The 18,551-nt window shown below is 43.3% G+C and carries 15 protein-coding genes and 1 riboswitch; of the genes, 9 read left to right on the top strand and 6 right to left on the bottom strand.

Features of this window, described 5'->3' with window-relative positions; all coding sequences use genetic code 11:
* Positions 1-11 precede the first annotated feature (11 nt).
* A complete protein-coding gene (locus NYE49_RS10165) occupies positions 12-416 on the top strand; it encodes a UPF0715 family protein (RefSeq protein WP_047182710.1) in 405 nt (134 codons plus the stop codon).
* A gap of 396 nt (positions 417-812) precedes the next feature.
* On the opposite strand, the gene NYE49_RS10160 is transcribed toward NYE49_RS10165, so the two are convergent.
* On the bottom strand, positions 813-1,106 hold the full coding sequence (locus NYE49_RS10160) for a hypothetical protein (RefSeq protein WP_047182709.1): 294 nt from the start codon (positions 1,104-1,106) through the stop codon (positions 813-815).
* A gap of 66 nt (positions 1,107-1,172) precedes the next feature.
* On the bottom strand, positions 1,173-3,215 hold the full coding sequence (locus NYE49_RS10155) for a molybdopterin oxidoreductase family protein (protein WP_174616706.1): 2,043 nt from the start codon (positions 3,213-3,215) through the stop codon (positions 1,173-1,175).
* A gap of 148 nt (positions 3,216-3,363) precedes the next feature.
* Positions 3,364-3,455, top strand: a riboswitch (SAM riboswitch).
* Between the two features lie 82 nt (positions 3,456-3,537).
* On the opposite strand from NYE49_RS10155, the gene NYE49_RS10150 reads away from it, so the two are divergent.
* The 3 genes from NYE49_RS10150 to NYE49_RS10140 all read left to right on the top strand — a co-directional run bounded on the left by NYE49_RS10150 (position 3,538) and on the right by NYE49_RS10140 (position 7,395).
* The gene (locus NYE49_RS10150; protein WP_174616705.1) at positions 3,538-4,572 is read left to right on the top strand and encodes a 2-hydroxyacid dehydrogenase; all 1,035 of its coding nucleotides are present in this window, start codon (positions 3,538-3,540) and stop codon (positions 4,570-4,572) included.
* A gap of 17 nt (positions 4,573-4,589) precedes the next feature.
* A complete protein-coding gene (locus NYE49_RS10145) occupies positions 4,590-6,053 on the top strand; it encodes an FGGY-family carbohydrate kinase (protein WP_174616704.1) in 1,464 nt (487 codons plus the stop codon).
* A gap of 97 nt (positions 6,054-6,150) precedes the next feature.
* Positions 6,151-7,395 (top strand): MFS transporter, encoded by a 1,245-nt coding sequence (locus NYE49_RS10140; protein ID WP_047182707.1) that lies wholly within the window; start codon positions 6,151-6,153, stop codon positions 7,393-7,395.
* A 78-nt stretch (positions 7,396-7,473) separates the two neighbouring features.
* Here the strand turns inward: NYE49_RS10140 and NYE49_RS10135 are convergent, their stop codons facing one another.
* The 3 genes from NYE49_RS10135 to NYE49_RS10125 form a co-directional block, all read right to left on the bottom strand.
* Positions 7,474-8,007, bottom strand: a complete 534-nt coding sequence (locus NYE49_RS10135; RefSeq protein WP_047182706.1) for a GNAT family protein — start codon at positions 8,005-8,007, stop codon at positions 7,474-7,476.
* Between the two features lie 43 nt (positions 8,008-8,050).
* Positions 8,051-8,821 carry a hypothetical protein gene (locus NYE49_RS10130; RefSeq protein ID WP_047182705.1) on the bottom strand — a complete coding sequence of 257 codons (771 nt, stop codon included), beginning with the start codon at positions 8,819-8,821 and terminating at the stop codon, positions 8,051-8,053.
* Positions 8,822-8,887: 66 nt separating this feature from the next.
* On the bottom strand, positions 8,888-9,196 hold the full coding sequence (locus NYE49_RS10125) for a DUF948 domain-containing protein (protein WP_015483303.1): 309 nt from the start codon (positions 9,194-9,196) through the stop codon (positions 8,888-8,890).
* A gap of 150 nt (positions 9,197-9,346) precedes the next feature.
* Here NYE49_RS10125 and NYE49_RS10120 point away from each other — a divergent pair, with 150 nt between their 5' ends.
* The 4 genes from NYE49_RS10120 to proB all read left to right on the top strand — a co-directional run bounded on the left by NYE49_RS10120 (position 9,347) and on the right by proB (position 12,883).
* Positions 9,347-10,063, top strand: a complete 717-nt coding sequence (locus NYE49_RS10120) for a 3-ketoacyl-ACP reductase (RefSeq protein ID WP_047182704.1) — start codon at positions 9,347-9,349, stop codon at positions 10,061-10,063.
* 298 nt (positions 10,064-10,361) lie between these two features.
* Complete coding sequence (rtp, locus tag NYE49_RS10115) at positions 10,362-10,730, top strand: replication termination protein (RefSeq protein ID WP_003220337.1); 369 nt, start codon at positions 10,362-10,364, stop codon at positions 10,728-10,730.
* Between the two features lie 147 nt (positions 10,731-10,877).
* Complete coding sequence (gene proC, locus NYE49_RS10110) at positions 10,878-11,771, top strand: pyrroline-5-carboxylate reductase (protein ID WP_080344271.1); 894 nt, start codon at positions 10,878-10,880, stop codon at positions 11,769-11,771.
* Positions 11,768-12,883: a glutamate 5-kinase gene (proB, locus tag NYE49_RS10105; RefSeq protein WP_047182702.1), complete on the top strand. Its 1,116-nt coding sequence runs from the start codon at positions 11,768-11,770 to the stop codon at positions 12,881-12,883. The genes proC and proB overlap by 4 nt, the downstream gene beginning before the upstream one ends.
* A 50-nt stretch (positions 12,884-12,933) precedes the next feature.
* Here proB and gltC read toward each other — a convergent pair whose 3' ends face one another.
* Positions 12,934-13,836: a glutamate biosynthesis transcriptional regulator GltC gene (gene gltC / locus NYE49_RS10100; protein WP_004399246.1), complete on the bottom strand. Its 903-nt coding sequence runs from the start codon at positions 13,834-13,836 to the stop codon at positions 12,934-12,936.
* Between the two features lie 146 nt (positions 13,837-13,982).
* On the opposite strand from gltC, the gene gltB reads away from it, so the two are divergent.
* A complete protein-coding gene (gene gltB, locus NYE49_RS10095) occupies positions 13,983-18,545 on the top strand; it encodes a glutamate synthase large subunit (RefSeq protein ID WP_047182701.1) in 4,563 nt (1,520 codons plus the stop codon).
* Positions 18,546-18,551 lie beyond the last annotated feature (6 nt).

The following is an 18,551-nucleotide window of genomic DNA, read 5'->3' as shown; positions in this document are numbered from 1 at the left end:
GGGGGGGGAAAATGAAAAAAAGCGCATCATATTATTTAATGACATTAGGGCTATCCAGCCTTACATTTGGTTTGTTTTTAGGGTTTTATTCTTTCGTTATGTATGGCGATATGATAATTGCATTGTTTACGGCAGCAATTGCTTTGTTATACGGTTTTGTGGTGTATGGCCTTTTTGCTGTTCCGCTTCAAATGAAGTTGCAGAAAAAAGCGAGAACATTCAATGTCATGTACCTATTGATTTACAGTGTGGTTTCTTTTATCGCAGCTTTCCTGTTTTTTGTTATCAATGAACCTGCATCAATAGCATGGACATTGCAATCGTACTTTTATTATATGTTAAGTATTGCGGCTGCAGTGATTTACTGGTTATGGGATTCTCTGATCCTTTATAAACGTACAGCTTCCGGTATATAGGCTGAATTTTACCAATCGGAGAAATATGGAGGTTCAATAAAAATTCAGGGTATTGCACTAACATTGCTGCGTGAATCTAAAAGCTTTAGGTTTCATATTTTTTTAAAAAAATCCTCCGCGGATAAAGGCGCAGTATGGGGACATAATGAGAGCACACATTCGAACCGAATAGGTTTTCTAAGTGTTTTACGATACATACGTTCATCAAGATCATCACATCATCGGAATATAAAAACTATTGTTGTGGAACGGGCATCTCGAGCCGTTTGAGGAAAGAACATAGATGGTGGTTTATCGTTTTATCAGCGCTTATAGAACAAAGTTTTGGTGGCGGTCAATCCATACAGCTAAACAGAGGAGAGCGTGACAATGAATCTCGCTCTCCTCAGATTTGTTTTATTCACCCTGATGTTTTTCAACTAATGTGAATGTCCAATCTTTTAACATATGTTTCTGTACATATTTTTTTCCGTTTATTTCGATGTAAGGCAGGTCTGCCATGTCTCCAGCTAACTGTTTTGCTTCAGACGTTGTTATTCCTAAAAAAAGTTCGATGTAAAAGTAAATATCCCGTTCTTTTATAAGCAAGATATCATTTTGTTCACTACCTTTTGTATGGTTCATCTGCTTTAAGCCTTCACCGATAAAATATCCAGCCAAAGCAATACCAATTCCTAAAAAAACGTCCATGTGTATGCCTCCATTATGTCGATGTTATGTTATACGGGCTTGGCATACTCCGGGTTTCATTATTTTTCAAACCTTTTCAATCTGTACACGGCCTGAAAAAAAGGTGGCGCCGCCGCCCATATCGGACAATCGGTCTGGGGTTAGCGCGTTTACAAGCTGTTTTTTTCCTTGTTCATCCGCCCATAATCCTTGGCTGACAACGACACCTGGCAGTACTTGTTCTCCAACTGCAGCGGTCAGCTGGCATTCTCCCCGGCTGTTCCAAATTCGTACAGGTGCCCCATCAACGATTCCGTGTTCTTCAGCATCTTTTGTGTTGATAAAGAGCTTTGGCGTCTTTTCAAGTTTGATGTGTTTTTCATTATTGGAAAATGTTGAGTTTAAGAAATTATGGTTTGGCCCCGGAACATACATAAACGGATGTTCATTATCGGTTACAAGAGGTGTATATGTCGGTAAAGCCGGGAAGCCGTCTTGTTTCATTTTTTCTGAATATAATTCTATTTTTCCGCTTGGCGTTGGAAGTTCGCCCGGAAACAGTGGCTTTTCGCGTTTCGCTTTCATAAATGAATGCTTAGCAAGTGCATCGTAATCAATCTCTGCCAAATGCGGATTATCTGGATGGTCAAGCGCCTGGCGGATTAATTCTTCATCTGAATCTTTAAGCTCCTGGTCTGTGAATCCCATGGCTTCAGCCAGTAATCGGAACACCTCAGTGTTAGACTTGCTTTCCCCATATCTCTTGATCACCGGCTGCTGAAGCTGAATGTAATGGTGCCAGTAGGAGGTGTAAAAATCAGTATTTTCAAAAGCGGATGTTGCAGGCAGTACAATGTCCGCATATGCAGCCGTTTCCGTTAAAAACAAATCATGAACCACAGTAAACAAGTCTTCCCGCAGCAAGCCCTGTCTGACCTTGTTTGCTTCCGGCGCAACGACGGCCGGGTTTGTTCCGTAAATAAAAAGAGAGCGAATCGGCGGGTCTGTTTCCAAAAGCACCTTGCCAAGCTGATTCATATTAAACGACCTCGGTGTGCGCCCTTGCAATAAGTCGGGCCGCTGCAAGGCATTTGTGTTATATTCTAAAATTCCGCTGTTATGCTTAATTGCGCCGCCCCCTGTGTGCAGCCATTGGCCGGTGATCGCCGGAAGACAGGCAATCGTCCTTACAATCATCCCGCCGTTATCGTGATGCTGGGGTCCGTTTCCGATTCTGATAAAAGAAGGGGAGGTTTCCCCGTACATTTTTGCCAGTCGGTAAATATCTTCGGTACTGACACCGGTGATCGTCGATACCTTTTCAGGATCATATTGTTTCACGTGTTCACGGAGCTCTTCATAGCCAACCGTGTACTCGGAAAGAAATGCTTCATCATGAAGGTTTTCTTTAAATAAAATGTGCATGATGCCAAGAGCAAGTGCACTGTCTGTTCCCGGCTTTATTGGAATAAACCAATCTGCGAGACGTCCTGTTTGATTTTTATGCACATCGATCACGACAATTTTGGCACCTTGTTTTCGCGCTTTTTGGGCGATCGTAATTTGGTGCATGTTTGTGCTGACCGCATTGATTCCCCAAAAAATAAATAGTTTTGTATGAATAGTTTCCTCAGGATCGATTCCCGCGCTTATGCCCATTGTATATTTATAGCCTTCAGATCCCGCTTTGCTGCAAATCGTCCGTTCAAGCTGGCTTGACCCCATGCGGTAAAAAAAGCGGCGGTCCATTCCTTCAGCTGTCAATTTCCCCATGTTTCCGTAAAAGCTGTAAGGAAGTATGCTTTCAGCTCCCTCTTCATCAATCAGCTGTTTCCAGCGGGAGGTGATCGTATCGATTGCCTCTTCCCAGGAAATCGGTTCAAATATCGCTTGGCCTTTCGCACCTGTTCGTTTGAGCGGTGTAGTCAGCCGCTTTTCATCATAGATGCGCTCCGTCATATTCCGGACTTTGTTGCATATGTTTCCAGCTGTGACAGGATGATCAGGGTCTCCTTGCACTTTTACGATTTTCCCGTCTTTTTTATGTATTAACAATCCGCACTGATCCGGGCAGTCCAGCGAGCAAACGGATTTGAAAATGCCGTTTTGTTGTGTGGCAAAAGATTTCATGGCCCAGTTCCTCTCTCTAGTTAGATATTTTGTAAGAATTATAACATTTCCGATGATAACGTCAATTCTGAAAAAAAGAGATTGACATCAATATGAGACTTCTTTATGATAAACGTATTCTTTATTCTGAAAATTACATACTCAACATTTTCTATCCAGAGAGGTGGAGGGACTGGCCCTATGAAACCTCGGCAACATTATTGTGCCAATTCCAGCAAGCGACAGCTTGAAAGATAGGAAAGCAAGGTTTATACCGGCGTCTGCCTGTAACAGAGCGCGCCTATATATGAATCTCTTTCCATCTTCGGAAAGAGATTTTTTTATGAAAAATACGATGAAAAGGATGTTTTGCACCATGACGGTTTTGGTTACAGCACCGTACAACGAAGAAGGACGAAAAGAGCTAGAAAACTTGTTTGGCTCAGTTGCTTATCAATCTTGGAAGGAACAAGGCCGGGCATATCGGGAAGATGAACTCATTCAGCTGCTAAAAGCAACAAATGCGACAGGCTTGATTACTGAGCTTGATCAGGTAACAGACAGCGTATTTGCTTCTGTTCCCGAACTTTCATTTGTCGGTGTTTGCAGGGGAATGCCCTCCAATGTGGATGTGGCAGCTGCCTCAAAAAGAGGCATACCTGTTTTTTATACACCAGGGCGGAATGCACAAGCCGTTGCTGAAATGTTTATTGGAAATGTGATTACCTTTCTCCGCCATACCAGCGTCTCGAATCAATGGCTGAAGGATGGAAAGTGGGACAGTGATTACCTACAGGCTTATGTCAAATTTAAAGGAAATGAATTATCAGGAAAAACGGTTGGCATGATTGGGTTCGGGGCGGTTGGTCAAAGGATTGCAAAACTGCTGACTGCGTTTGACTGTAAAATAAAGTATTACGATCCATACATTCAAGACGATCATCCGCTGTATGAAAAAGTATCTCTTAAAACGGTGTATTCAGACAGTGATATCGTTTCTGTCCATCTGCCTCGTACTGAGGAAACACTTGGACTTATTGATCGGAAGTATTTTGATCTGATGAAACAGAGTGCGATTTTCGTCAATACTTCAAGAGCAGTTGTTGTAAACCGTGAAGATCTTTTATCTGTATTAAAAGAACATAAAATCAGAGGTGCGATATTAGACGTTTTTTATCATGAACCTCCAGAGGAATCAGATTATGAATTGATTTCATTGCCTAATGTTCTGGCAACACCGCATCTCGCTGGAGCAACATTTGAAGTGGAGGATCATCACGTGACGATACTGAATAAAGCCCTCAAAAAGTGGAAGGGTGAGAAAACTCTTAATATTCCGACAGTGTATAACAAGGACGAACTGAAAACAGGGGGATAAGAAAGGAGGCTAAGAGAATGAAAAAACAAAAAGGCTATCTCGTTTTTGATATTGGCACAGGCAATGCGAGGGTAGCGGTCGTGAGTGTAACTGGCAGTGTTCTAACAGTTGAACGGGAGGACATTGTGTATTCCACAGAGACGCTTTACCCGGACAGCCGTTATTTTTCTCCTCAGGTGCTGTGGAAGCAGGTGATGAATTTGGCAAAACGTGCGCTATCCCGTTCGCATGATATTGACATCATTGGTTTGACATCGACGAGCCAAAGACAGGGAATTGTTCTGATCGATCAAAACGGCAATCCTTTTCTCGGGTTGCCGAACATCGATAATCGCGGTCGAGAGTGGGAGGCGAGCATTCCCGATCGGGAAGAGATATACAGCCGCACAGGCCGCCTGCCAACCGCACTTTTTTCTGCGCTCAAGCTTTATGGATTAAAACAGCGCCAGCCCTCTTTATGGGAAAAGACTGCAAGCTTTACAAGCATCAGTGATTGGGTGACGTACCAACTGAGCGGAATATTAACATATGAACCATCACAGGCAACAGAAACCCTGTTGTTTGATGTGAAGCAAAACACTTGGTCAGAAGAGATGTGCGATATATTTGGCTTTTCTCCATCTATCCTTCCGCCTCTTGTTAGAGCGGGGACAGCAATTGGAACGATAGCAAATGAATATGCATCCGAATTAGGCCTTTCAATAAATGCTAAGGTTATAGCAGGGGGCGGGGATACACAGCTGGCTGTCAAAAGCACCGGAGCTGGACTTGAGGACATTGTCATTGTATCAGGGACAACAACGCCAATAACCAAAATTACTGCGAATCATAGCGACACAAAACATAAAACCTGGCTGAACTGTCACACAGATCAAGGGCATTGGCTTGTGGAAACGAATCCGGGAATTACCGGCTTGAATTATCAAAAATTAAAACAGATTTTTTATCCGAATGAAACGTACGAAGTAATGGAGGAGGAGATTTCTGCACTTGCAAAAGAAGACCATGCATGTGTAGCGGTTCTCGGCTCTTATTTATCGGCTGAAAAGAATGCGTTAACGAGAGGCGCTTTTCTTTTTGATGCCCCGCTGTCAGCACATTTAAAGAGGGCACATTTTGTACGTGCAGCGCTAGAAGAGATCGCATTTTCAATCAAATGGAACTTTGACATTTTAACAGAGGTTACTCCGTTTGAACGTGACTATGTTTGGGTGTGCGGAGGGGGATTCCAAAGCAAAGCGCTCACTCAATATATCGCGGACCTTCTTCAAAAAAAGGTCTATGTCCAAGAGGGATATCATCAGGCATCTGTTGTTGGAGCTGCAGTCATTTGCAATGAAACCTTTCAATTAACGGAGGAGATGTCAGCAAATGTCCGGGTGATCGAACCGAAGGACTGTCAGACAGAATTGGCTTTATATGAGAAATGGAAGCGAACACAGCGCTTTTTTTCAGGTTCAGAAAGCAAAGTATTAATTTAAGGCGGCATTTCTGCTGTTTTGAGGAATCATTTAATTTTCAACTTTAATAAGGTAATACGGTAATTGATTGATATGAGCATCTAAGGAGGAGACAGATATGTTGGATAAAATAGGAATACCGAAGCGGCTTGCCTGGGGATTTTTAGGGGTTGTTTTGTTTATGATGGGAGATGGCCTTGAACAAGGCTGGCTCAGTCCTTTTTTGATCGAAAACGGGCTCACCATTCAGCAGTCCGCTTCCATTTTTAGTATATATGGAATTGCGCTTGCCATAGCTTCCTGGTTTTCGGGTGTATGTCTCGAAGCATTTGGCGCAAAACGAACGATGTTTATGGGGCTGTTGTTTTATGTGATCGGTACAGCTGCTTTTATCGTATTTGGATTTGAACAGCTGAACCTGCCAGTGATGTATGTGACTTACTTCGTAAAAGGGTTAGGTTACCCGCTTTTTGCTTATTCTTTCTTGACATGGGTCATTTACAGAACACCGCAAAGCAAACTGAGCACTGCTGTCGGCTGGTTTTGGATTGCATATTGCCTCGGCATGTTTGTGTTCGGCGCTTGGTACTCAAGCTACGCGATCAAAGCGTTCGGTTATTTGAATACGCTTTGGAGCTCTATTTTCTGGGTATGTCTCGGTGCATTTTTTGCATTGTTTATCAATAAAGACCGTTTTGAAAAGAAGAAAAGAAAAAGATCAGAAACAGCCGAGGAGCTTTTAAAAGGGGTTACGATTCTATTTACAAATCCGCGCGTGCTTACAGGCGGAATCATCAGAATCATCAACAGCATTGGTACATACGGTTTTCCAGTCTTTTTGCCGATGCACATGGCCCAGCATGGAATTTCAACCAATGTGTGGCTGCAAATTTGGGGAACGATTTTCCTGGGGAACATTGTGTTTAACCTTATCTTTGGTATTGTCGGCGATAAATTCGGCTGGAAAAATACTGTTATTTGGTTCGGCGGAGTCGGCTGCGGCATTTTCACCCTCTTATTATACTACGCACCTGTTTTCTCCGGCGGAAGCTTAGCGGTTGTCAGCGTAATCGGCTTTATTTGGGGCGGTTTGCTGGCAGGCTATGTGCCTATTGGTGCAATTGTGCCGACGGTGGCAGGAAAAGATAAAGGGGCAGCCATGTCTGTATTGAATTTGGCTGCAGGTTTATCAGCGTTTGTCGGCCCCGCACTCGCTTGGCTGTTCATCGGTCTCGTCGGCGCGCAAGGCGTGGTCTGGATCTTTGCGGCCCTTTACCTTGCAAGTGCGGTCTTGACAAAATGTATTCATATACCTGAGGAAAAAGCAGTTAAGGAGGAAACATCTCCTCAATATGCATCTTAAGTAGAAAGCGCCCTGTTTGAGGGCGTTTTTTATCTTTTCAAAGGAAAAGGGATGTGCGCACAGACCAAGAGAATGCCGTCATTCTCTTGGTTTCACAATAGAGTACACATTTGTATCATATGGAGTCCCATTTTGATACATGTACTGTCTTAAAACGCCTTCTTTTTGAAAACCCATTTTTAGAAGCAGACGATTTGATGCTTCATTAGCGGTAAATACAACTGCGCCAATACGCGTCAGTCCAAGGGCAGAAAATCCGTAAGATACGACCTTTGAAATGACTTCTGATGCAAATCCGTTTCGCCAATGCTCGGGGATGATTTCATAACCGATTTCCGCGCGCCTATGCTTTTGGGCCAGAGCGTGAAAGCCAATTGTTCCGATCAGTTCTTTAGTGTCCCGTCTTTCAATTCCCCACCGTATACCGCGTTTTTCTTGATAGAGGGCCGCAAACGTTTGAATCATTGAAATAGCCTGTTCTATAGATTCCATGTTTTCAAGCCCATAATAGCGTGTCACCTCATCGTTTGAGAAACAAGCAAAAATGGCTTCCGCGTCCTGATCTGTGATTTGCCTAAGTATAAGCCGATCCGTTTCTAATATAGGAAACATTCAACCACTCCCCACGTTTGTGTTTTTGTTTATCATATCCCTTTTATTTCCTCTTTTCTATAGCGAAATCAACCAATGCAGCAAAGGAACGAATTTGTGTTTCTAGTTGCTCTTTGTTTTTGCTGAATTGTTTCAAACGATGGACGTTCGCGCCTGATGGATGGGGAAAGCCGTTAAGGCAAATCAAATTCTGGAGGCTGTGCTGTCTGATCAATGTTTCACACACTGTTTCGGCCGCTTTTCCTAACGGAATGAGAAGAGCTGGTCCCGTCACATGGTTAAGCTCCGCAGGGAAGTGCCCAAAAGCATAAGTGCTTAGAATAGGAGAATGAGTGATAGCCGGTTTGTATCCGGTATAGTTTTTTTGCTGGATAAAGACAGGATATTTAATAACGGAAGTTGTATGGAGCATATGTCGTAATTCTCCAAAAAGCTTTGCGGCGCTTTGAATGCCAAAAGCTTGCGGCAGCCCGCATAAATCCAGCATGGTGATAAGGTTATGTCTCATCGACCCGGAGAAACCCGCTGCTATTTTTGTATCTACCGCCATTTGCTCAAGAGTGCGGCCTTGCCGCAGACTTTCGACTGCTGTTTCGTACGCTGTTTTCATCTGGGAAAAACCCGGCGTGATCCCGGCAATCACAATCGTAGCAGTCCGATTGATATATTCATTATGAGGTGAATAGTAGATGTCAAGTTCATTTTCTTGATGGAGATGGAATGGAGAAATAAGTAAATCCGACTTTGTAAGTGAAGAGGGAAGAGAATGTAGTTTTTCTGCGAACTCCTTTAAGCAACTGTGGTTTACAATCATGCGAAAGCCTCCTCAAAAAATGATATCCCATTGTCCATTCTGATCGAAACAACGGGATATCATTCATCATGACCTGCTATTTAAATGGCCAGCCTGCCACACCTCTTTAACAGCTTTAGGAACTTCTTTTACTTCAGCTGCGGTCTGCTGAAACGCGGATTTTTTCATTTGGACATCCTGCTGCATCTTCTTTTGTTTTTGCGTCAGCAGCTCTGTTTCTGTTTTTAATCCTTCGATTTGTTTTTGCATAGCCTGCGTAACAGAGGAAAGCTCCTTTAGTGCAGGGTCCATTTTTTTCTTGTTTTGAATCACGGTAACTCCTAAGAAGATAATAGAAACTGCTAATACTGCAAGACTGATATAAACTATAATCATATGTTCACTCCTTTTCTTATGTCATTACCCTGTATCCGTTTTTTTAATCAGAAGAAATGATATTTACACAGTTCGTTTGATTTGCGTATTGGATGTATTGTACTTATAATGTGATATCGTACATATGTAAACAAAGAAAGGGTGCTTCAATTGCAAAATTTACAACATAAAACTGCACTAATCACAGGCGGAGGCAGAGGAATTGGCCGCGCTACTGCTTTGGCGCTTGCCAAAGAAGGCGTGAATATCGGGTTAATTGGCCGGACTTCCGCTAATGTAGAAAAAGTGGCTGAAGAAGTTAAAGCGCTTGGTGTAAAAGCTGCATTTGCTGCTGCAGATGTAAAAGATGCCGATCAGGTTAACCAAGCTGTAGCTCAAGTGAAGGAACAGCTTGGTGATATCGATATTCTCATTAATAATGCCGGCATCAGCAAATTTGGCGGTTTCTTAGATCTGTCAGCCGATGAGTGGGAAGATATTATTCAAGTCAACCTAATGGGTGTGTACCATGTGACTCGCGCGGTGCTTCCGGAAATGATCGAACGCAAAGCCGGAGACATCATTAATATTTCGTCTACAGCGGGTCAAAGAGGAGCTGCTGTAACAAGTGCTTACAGCGCTTCTAAATTTGCCGTTCTCGGGTTAACAGAGTCTCTTATGCAAGAAGTGAGAAAACATAATATCAGAGTTAGCGCGTTAACGCCGAGCACTGTTGCTAGTGATATGTCTATCGAATTGAACTTAACAGACGGTAATCCTGAAAAAGTGATGCAGCCTGAGGATCTTGCTGAGTACATGGTGGCACAATTGAAATTAGATCCTCGTATTTTCATCAAAACAGCGGGATTATGGTCAACAAATCCTTAAAAATGAAAACCTGTCTTTCGACAGGTTTTTTTAGTTGAATGAAATCCGTACCGGTAAAATGCGATATGTAAACCTGACAATCGTTTAAATTGAAGATAGCAGTGAATGCAGGCTATAATAGAACTAAGAAAACTATGTACCAAATGTTCAGTTGGAATTTATTTTTTCCGCTACACCTATAATCAGTAAACATAGAATGATTGGACTATCAGTCTTTAATATAAAGAAGGAAAACATTAAAAGAAAATTGAATATTTAGTACATAGTGTTGTCAGTGACAGAAGAAGGAGTGCATATGATGAAAGAAGAAAAAAGGAGTTCAACAGGCTTTTTAGTGAAACAGCGCGCATTTTTGAAGCTTTATATGATAACGATGACAGAGCAAGAGAGACTCTATGGGTTAAAGCTGCTTGAAGTACTTCGGTCTGAATTTAAAGAGATTGGTTTTAAACCAAATCATACAGAAGTATACCGGTCTTTGCATGAGCTTCTTGATGACGGGATACTAAAACAAATTAAAGTAAAAAAAGAAGGGGCTAAGCTCCAGGAAGTCGTCCTCTATCAATTTAAAGATTACGAAGCTGCCAAGCTATATAAAAAACAGCTGAAGGTAGAGCTGGATCGCTGTAAAAAACTGATTGAAAAAGCTCTCTCAGATAATTTTTAATAGAAACAAACACCCGGCGCAGCAGTGTGAACCGGGTGTTTTCTGCTTTTCATTATACATATTTGTCGAAAAGAAACAATACAAATCAATAATGGCCTTCAAACTTGACATCATTTCCTCACGTGGTAACATTTTAAACGTGTGAAAATGCGAACAAAAAAGCGAACAAAGGAGATGTTACCGATCTTTGATCAAAAGAAAGTAGCCTTTATAGGAGCAGGATCTATGGCGGAAGGAATGATATCAGGTATCGTTCGTGCCAACAAAATCCCGAAACAAAACATCTGCGTTACAAACCGCAGCAATACAGAGCGATTAACTGAACTTGAACTTCAATATGGAATCAAAGGCGCCTTGCCGAACCAACTATGTATTGAAGACATGGATGTGCTCATTTTGGCAATGAAGCCAAAAGACGCCGAAAACGCTCTGTCATCACTAAAATCACGTATTCAACCCCATCAATTAATATTGTCGGTCCTTGCCGGCATAACCACCTCTTTTATTGAACAATCATTGCTTAATGAACAGCCGGTTGTCAGAGTGATGCCCAACACTTCCAGTATGATTGGCGCTTCTGCAACAGCTCTTGCCCTTGGCAAATATGTGTCGGAAGACCTGAAGAAGCTGGCCGAAGCATTGCTCGGATGCATGGGCGAAGTCTATACAATCCAAGAAAATCAAATGGATATATTTACCGGAATTGCAGGCAGCGGCCCCGCGTATTTTTATTATTTAATGGAATTCATTGAAAAGACAGGCGAGGAAGCGGGCCTCGATAAACAGTTATCTCGAAGCATCGGCGCACAGACACTTTTAGGTGCCGCAAAAATGCTCATGGAAACAGGAGAACATCCTGAGATCTTAAGAGATAATATCACGTCAACGAACGGAACGACAGCAGCGGGGCTGCAAGCCTTGAAAAAGAGCGGCGGCGGAGAAGCGATTTCTCAAGCAATAAAGCATGCGGCTAAGCGTTCAAAGGAAATCAGCGAAGATATCGAAAAAACTGCAGCGCCGCTATCAGGAGTGATAAAGTGACGCCTGATACAAGCATGAAAAGAGTCGTTGTGAAGATTGGAAGCAGTTCATTAACAAGCCTCCATGGAGAAATCAGCATTCGAAAATTAGAAGCGTTGGTCGACCAGGTCGTCAAACTCAAAGACGCCGGTTATGAAGTGATTTTGGTTTCCTCAGGCGCAGTGGCGGCGGGATATCGGAAGCTCGGATTTATCCAAAGGCCCGAGAAGCTTCCAGAAAAACAAGCATCAGCTTCAGTCGGCCAGGGATTGCTGATGGAGGCTTATTCAAAGCTGTTTTTGGCACACGGCTATGTCGCATCCCAAATTTTAATTACAAGAAGCGATTTTTCTGATGAATATCGATATAACAATGTCAGGAATACAATGAATGTACTGCTCGAGCGCGGCATCATCCCGATCATAAACGAAAATGACACAGTTACCGTCAATCGGCTCAAGTTTGGCGACAATGATACACTCGCTGCAAAAGTCGCAGGATTGATTGATGCAGATATGCTTGTGATTTTATCAGATATCGACGGATTATATGATGGCAATCCGCGCACAAATCCAGAAGCGAAAAGGATACAGCGGGTGAGTGAAATAACACCTGACATCGAAGCATGCGCAGGTGACACTGGAAGCATCGTTGGCACCGGCGGCATGCGCTCTAAGCTTGATGCGTTTAAAATCGTAATGGCGTCTGGCATTAAAGGTTTCCTAGGTCAGGCAGATGCTGGCGATATTTTATACCACGCCGTTCATGAACAGGCGGAAGGCACCTATTTTGAAGCAGAAGGAACGCTTCCGTTGAATCAAAAGGAGAAATGGATCGCTTTTAATTCCGGTCCGGAAGGTGAAATGTTTTTATCAGATGATTGTTCACGAAAAATAACAAACGGCCAATCGAGTTTATACCTGGACGGTGTACAGAAGATTAAAGGGAAATTCAAAAGCGGTTCAGTTGTTCGGCTGATGGATTCAAAAGGGACGGAAATCGGCCTTGGAATCGTCAATTACTCTTCTGTACAGCTTCAAGAACCGGAAAAGAAGAAGGAACTGACAAACAGAGCTCTAATTGATCAAGAAGCATTTGTTTGCCATGTGGATTTTTCTTTACCTGTAAATTAATTTGCAGAAAAAAACCCGAAGCTTCTATATAGAAGCTCGGGTTCATTTTTTTATTGATACTGCTCCAGCTTAGAGAAAAATTGAATGACAAACTCATAAAAATCATTCGCAGAAGGCGCAAGCTCTCTATTTTTCGGTTTAATGATTCCAACAGTCCGTTTTACCTGAGGGAACTCAATTGGAATTTTCACAGTAAAACGAGGTGTTGTTTCAGCAAAAGTACTTTCAGGCAGAAGGGTAACGCCCATTCCTGCGGACACTAACCCTTTGATAGCATCCAAATCCTCACCCTCCGTGGAAACGAGAGGAGCAAAGCCTGCTTGTTTGCAAGTATCAATTGCCATCTCTCTAAGTACAAATCCTTCAGGGAACAATACAAATTGGTCGTTGCGCAAATCGATTAAATGAACCGTTTTTTGTTTAGCAAGCGGATGATTTAATGGAACAAGCGCGTAAATTTTTTCAGTAAATAATATTTTTCCCGTTATGTCAGAGAAATTCGTCGGCACCGGCCCTAATAAGGCCAGATCAATATCGCGGTTTCTGACAGCTTCAATCAGAAACTTATAGGAGCCTTGGCGCAACAAAAATTCGACGTGCGGATATTCTTCTTTAAACGCTGAAATGACAGTCGGCAAAAGCTGGCTGGCGAGGCTTGTAGGAAAGCCGATCTTTACCGTTCCGCGATGCGGGTCAAGATACTCATCAATTTGTTCTTTCGCATAATCAATGGCTTTCATCGCCGTTTTTACATGAATCAAAAATTCTTTTCCGATTGGCGTGAGTTTGATATTTCTCCCTTCACGCTCAAATAAGGTCACATTTAATTCTTCTTCAAGATTGGCAATTTGTCTGCTGATTGCTGATTGGGCCACATGCAAATGATCAGCGGCTTCTGAAACGTGTTCTCTTTCAGCCACCTCCATAAAATAACGCAGTTGGCGCAGCTCCATGTTTGTCTCACATCCATCTATCTCATTTTGAGATTCTTTTGATCTAAATTATATATTGTTTATATCGTTTTGAAAACCTACAATGATTATAGAGTTGTTAGATTTTATGACCGGTATTATCGGAAATTGATCGGGGGAGAGGAATTATGACGTACAATCAAATGCCAAAAGCTCAAGGTCTCTACCGTCCTGAATTTGAACATGATGCATGCGGAATCGGCCTATATGCACACTTAAAGGGCAAGCAGACTCACGACATTGTCAAACAAGGACTTAAGATGCTTTGCCAGCTAGACCATAGAGGAGGGCAAGGCAGTGATCCGGATACAGGAGACGGAGCCGGCTTACTGGTTCAAATCCCTGATGCTTTCTTTAGAAAAGAGTGCAAAGACATCAATCTGCCAGAAAAAGAACGTTACGGGGTAGGAATGGTCTTTTTCTCACAGAAAGAAGATGAAAGAAAAAAAATTGAAAAGCAAATCAATGCACTGATTGAACAAGAAGGCCAAGTCGTTCTTGGATGGAGAACTGTACCTGTAAATGTCGGAAAAATCGGAACAGTGGCGCAAAAAAGCTGTCCGTTTGTCCGCCAGGTATTTATCGGCGCAAGTTCTGATCTAAAGGACAATTTATCTTTTGAACGAAAATTGTATGTCATTCGTAAACAGGCTGAAAATTGGGGAGTAACGGAAGGTCTTGATTTTTATTTTGCCAGTCTTTCAAGCCAGACCATTGTTTACAAAGGCCTTTTAACACCTGAACAGGTTGATGCATTTTATTCTGATCTGCAAGACGAAGCATTCGTTTCTGCTTTTGCGCTCGTTCATTCACGCTTCAGTACCAACACATTCCCTACATGGGAAAGAGCGCATCCTAACCGCTATTTGGTTCACAATGGTGAAATTAACACCCTTCGCGGAAATATCAACTGGATGAGAGCACGTGAGCAGCAATTTGTTTCTGAAAGCTTCGGTGAGGACTTAAACAAGATTTTGCCGATTCTCAATGCTGATGGCAGTGACTCTTCCATTTTGGATAACGCATTTGAGTTTTTTGTGATGGCTGGACGCAAACCGGCACATACGGCAATGATGCTCATTCCAGAGCCTTGGACGGAAAATACGCATATGTCCAAGGAAAAAAGGGCGTTCTACGAGTACCATAGCTCCCTGATGGAGCCTTGGGACGGACCGACAGCTATTTCATTTACTGACGGTAAACAAATCGGGGCGATCCTTGACCGGAATGGTCTCCGTCCGGCCCGTTATTATGTCACAAAAGATGATTATATTATTTTCTCATCTGAAGTAGGCGTTATTGAAGTTGAACAGGAGAACGTTTTATATAAAAACCGCCTTGAGCCTGGGAAAATGCTTTTAATCGACCTGGAAGAAGGCCGTATTATCTCCGATGAAGAAGTCAAAACACAAATTGCAACTGAGTATCCGTACCAAAAATGGCTTGAAGAAGAGCTTGTACAAGTAAATCCTGATCCGGAGTCAAGAGAGGAAGAACAATTTAGTGATCTTCTTACTCGCCAGAAGGCATTCGGATACACATATGAGGATATCCAAAAATATCTAATTCCTGTTATTAAAGAAGGCAAAGATCCCCTTGGTTCAATGGGGAATGACGCGCCGCTTGCTGTACTTTCTGACCGAGCGCAATCACTGTTTAACTACTTTAAACAGCTGTTTGCACAAGTAACAAACCCGCCAATCGACGCGATTCGTGAGCAGCTTGTCACTTCAACAATGACTTGGCTCGGTGCGGAAGGCGATCTTCTTCATCCAAGTGAACGAAATGTTCGCCGGATTAAACTGTATACACCTGTTTTATCCAATGAACAGTTTTACGCATTGAAAACGATTGTTCATCCTGATTTAAAAAGCCAAAAAATTGATGTGCTGTTTTCAGAGGATCTTGAACGCGGATTAAAGGACATGTTCACACAGGCAGAGAAAGCCATCAGCCAAGGCGTAAGTTTGTTAATTTTATCAGACAAAAAGATGAATGAACGACTGACACCAATTCCGCCGCTTCTGGCAGTAAGCGCGCTGCACCAGCACTTAATCCGCAAAGGGCTGCGTACGAAGGTCAGCATTATTGTGGAATCGGGAGAAGCACGTGAAGTGCATCACTTTGCAGCGTTAATCGGTTATGGCGCAGATGCGATTAACCCTTATCTCGCTTATGCGACCTACAAGCAGGAAATTGATGAAGGCCGTTTGGATATCAGCTATGAAGAAGCGGTTAGCAAATATGGAAAAAGCATTACTGAGGGCGTCGTAAAAGTGATGTCCAAGATGGGAATTTCAACTGTGCAAAGCTACAGAGGCGCCCAAATCTTTGAGGCTGTAGGAATCAGCCGCGATGTGATCGACCGCTATTTCACAGGTACTGCATCACAGCTAGGCGGCATCGATTTACAAACAATTGCAGAAGAGGCACAGCGCCGCCACCGGGAAGCGTATCAGGATGATTACAGCAAAACGCTTGAACCGGGAAGTGACTTCCAATGGAGAAATGGCGGAGAGCATCATGCGTTTAATCCGAAAACGATTCATACTTTGCAATGGGCGTGCCGCAGAAATGATTACAATCTGTTTAAACAGTATACAAAAGCGGCTGATGAAGAACGCATCGGATTTTTGCGGAACTTGTTCGCATTTGACGGAAACCGCAAGCCTTTGAAGTTGGAGGAGGTTGAATCCGCTGAATCGATTGTCAAACGTTTTAAAACGGGTGCGATGTCATTCGGGTCCTTGAGTAAGGAAGCGCACGAAGCTTTAGCAATCGCAATGAACCGTCTTGGAGGAAAAAGCAACAGCGGTGAAGGCGGAGAAGATCCCAAACGCTTTGTTCCAGATGAGAACGGCGATGATAGAAGAAGTGCGATCAAACAAATTGCATCCGGACGGTTTGGTGTCAAAAGCCATTACCTCGTCAATGCTGACGAGCTGCAGATTAAAATGGCTCAAGGTGCTAAGCCGGGTGAAGGCGGGCAGCTTCCTGGCAACAAGGTATATCCATGGGTTGCCGATGTCCGCGGGTCAACGCCAGGAGTCGGATTAATCTCGCCGCCTCCGCATCACGATATTTATTCGATTGAGGATTTAGCCCAGCTGATCCACGATTTGAAAAATGCCAACCGTGGCGCAAGAATCAGCGTAAAGCTGGTGTCAAAAGCAGGTGTAGGAACAATCGCTGCAGGTGTTGCCAAAGCGACTGCAGATGTCATTGTGATCAGCGGCTATGACGGAGGTACAGGCGCTTCTCCGAAAACCAGTATTAAACATACAGGGCTTCCGTGGGAGCTTGGCCTTGCAGAAGCACATCAAACACTAATGCTGAACGGACTTCGTGACCGTGTTGTATTAGAAACAGACGGAAAGCTCATGACGGGCCGCGACGTTGTGATGGCTGCCTTGCTCGGCGCCGAAGAATTTGGTTTCGCAACGGCTCCGTTAGTTGTACTCGGCTGTGTCATGATGCGTGCCTGCCATTTGGATACATGCCCTGTCGGAGTAGCGACACAAAATCCAGAGCTTCGCAAAAAATTCATGGGTGATCCTGATCATATTGTGAATTATATGATGTTCATTGCTGAAGAAGTTCGTGAGTACATGGCTGCGTTAGGATTCAAGACATTTGATGAAATGATCGGCCGCACGGACGCACTTCATGTAAGTGAACGGGCAAAGGGACATTGGAAAGCAAGCCAGCTTGATTTGTCTACCCTTCTTTATCAGCCTGAAGGTGTACGGACGTTCCAATCGCCGCAAAATCATAAAATTGATCAATCACTTGATATTACAGCGATTCTCCCGGCCGTACAAGAAGCCATCGAGTCTGGAAAAGAAGCGGAAGTTTCTATCGAAATCAACAATACAAACCGTGTAGCCGGAACGATAACCGGCAGTGAAATCTCAAAGTACTACGGAGAAGAAGGGCTTCCTGAAGATACAATCAAGCTGCACTTTACCGGATCAGCCGGCCAAAGCTTTGGAGCTTTCGTTCCTAAAGGGATGACGCTTTATTTGGACGGAGACTCAAATGATTACGTCGGAAAAGGGCTTTCTGGCGGAAAAATCATCGTCAAGTCACCAGAAGGATTCAACTCTGCTTCGGATGACAATGTCATTATCGGCAACGTGGCTTTTTACGGTGCGACAAGCGGAGAAGCATATATTAACGGACGTGCTGGTGAACGCTTTGCCGTTCGAAACAGCGGTGTGAACGTAGTTGTAGAAGGTATTGGCGACCACGGCTGTGAATACATGACTGGCGGCAGCGTTGTCGTTCTCGGTGATGTAGGCAAAAACTTTGCGGCAGGTATGTCCGGCGGAATCGCTTATGTACTGGCCGAAGATGTCAAAGCGTTTAAACGCAAATGCAACCTTGAGATGATTTTATTTGAATCATTAGAGGATGAGAAAGAAATCCAGCAAATCAAAGCAATGCTTGAAAGACATACTGCGTATACAAACAGCCAAAAAGCAGAAGATCTGCTTGATCAATGGGAAGACAGTGTGAAAAAATTCGTCAAAGTCATTCCGAAAAACTATAAACAAATGCTCGCAAGCATCCAAGAGCAAAAAGCTGCAGGTTTATCAGATGAAGAAGCCATCATGTTCGCTTTTGAGGCCAATACGAAGCCAAAGCAGAATACAGCAGCATCGGGACAAAAACAAGCGGTAGTACAGTAAGGAAGG

The sequence above is a fragment of the Bacillus sp. FSL L8-0358 genome (assembly GCF_038593095.1).
Lineage (GTDB): Bacteria > Bacillota > Bacilli > Bacillales > Bacillaceae > Bacillus > Bacillus subtilis.
Note: the sequence above shows the minus strand (reverse complement) of the source record. Positions and strands in the feature narration are given on the sequence as shown.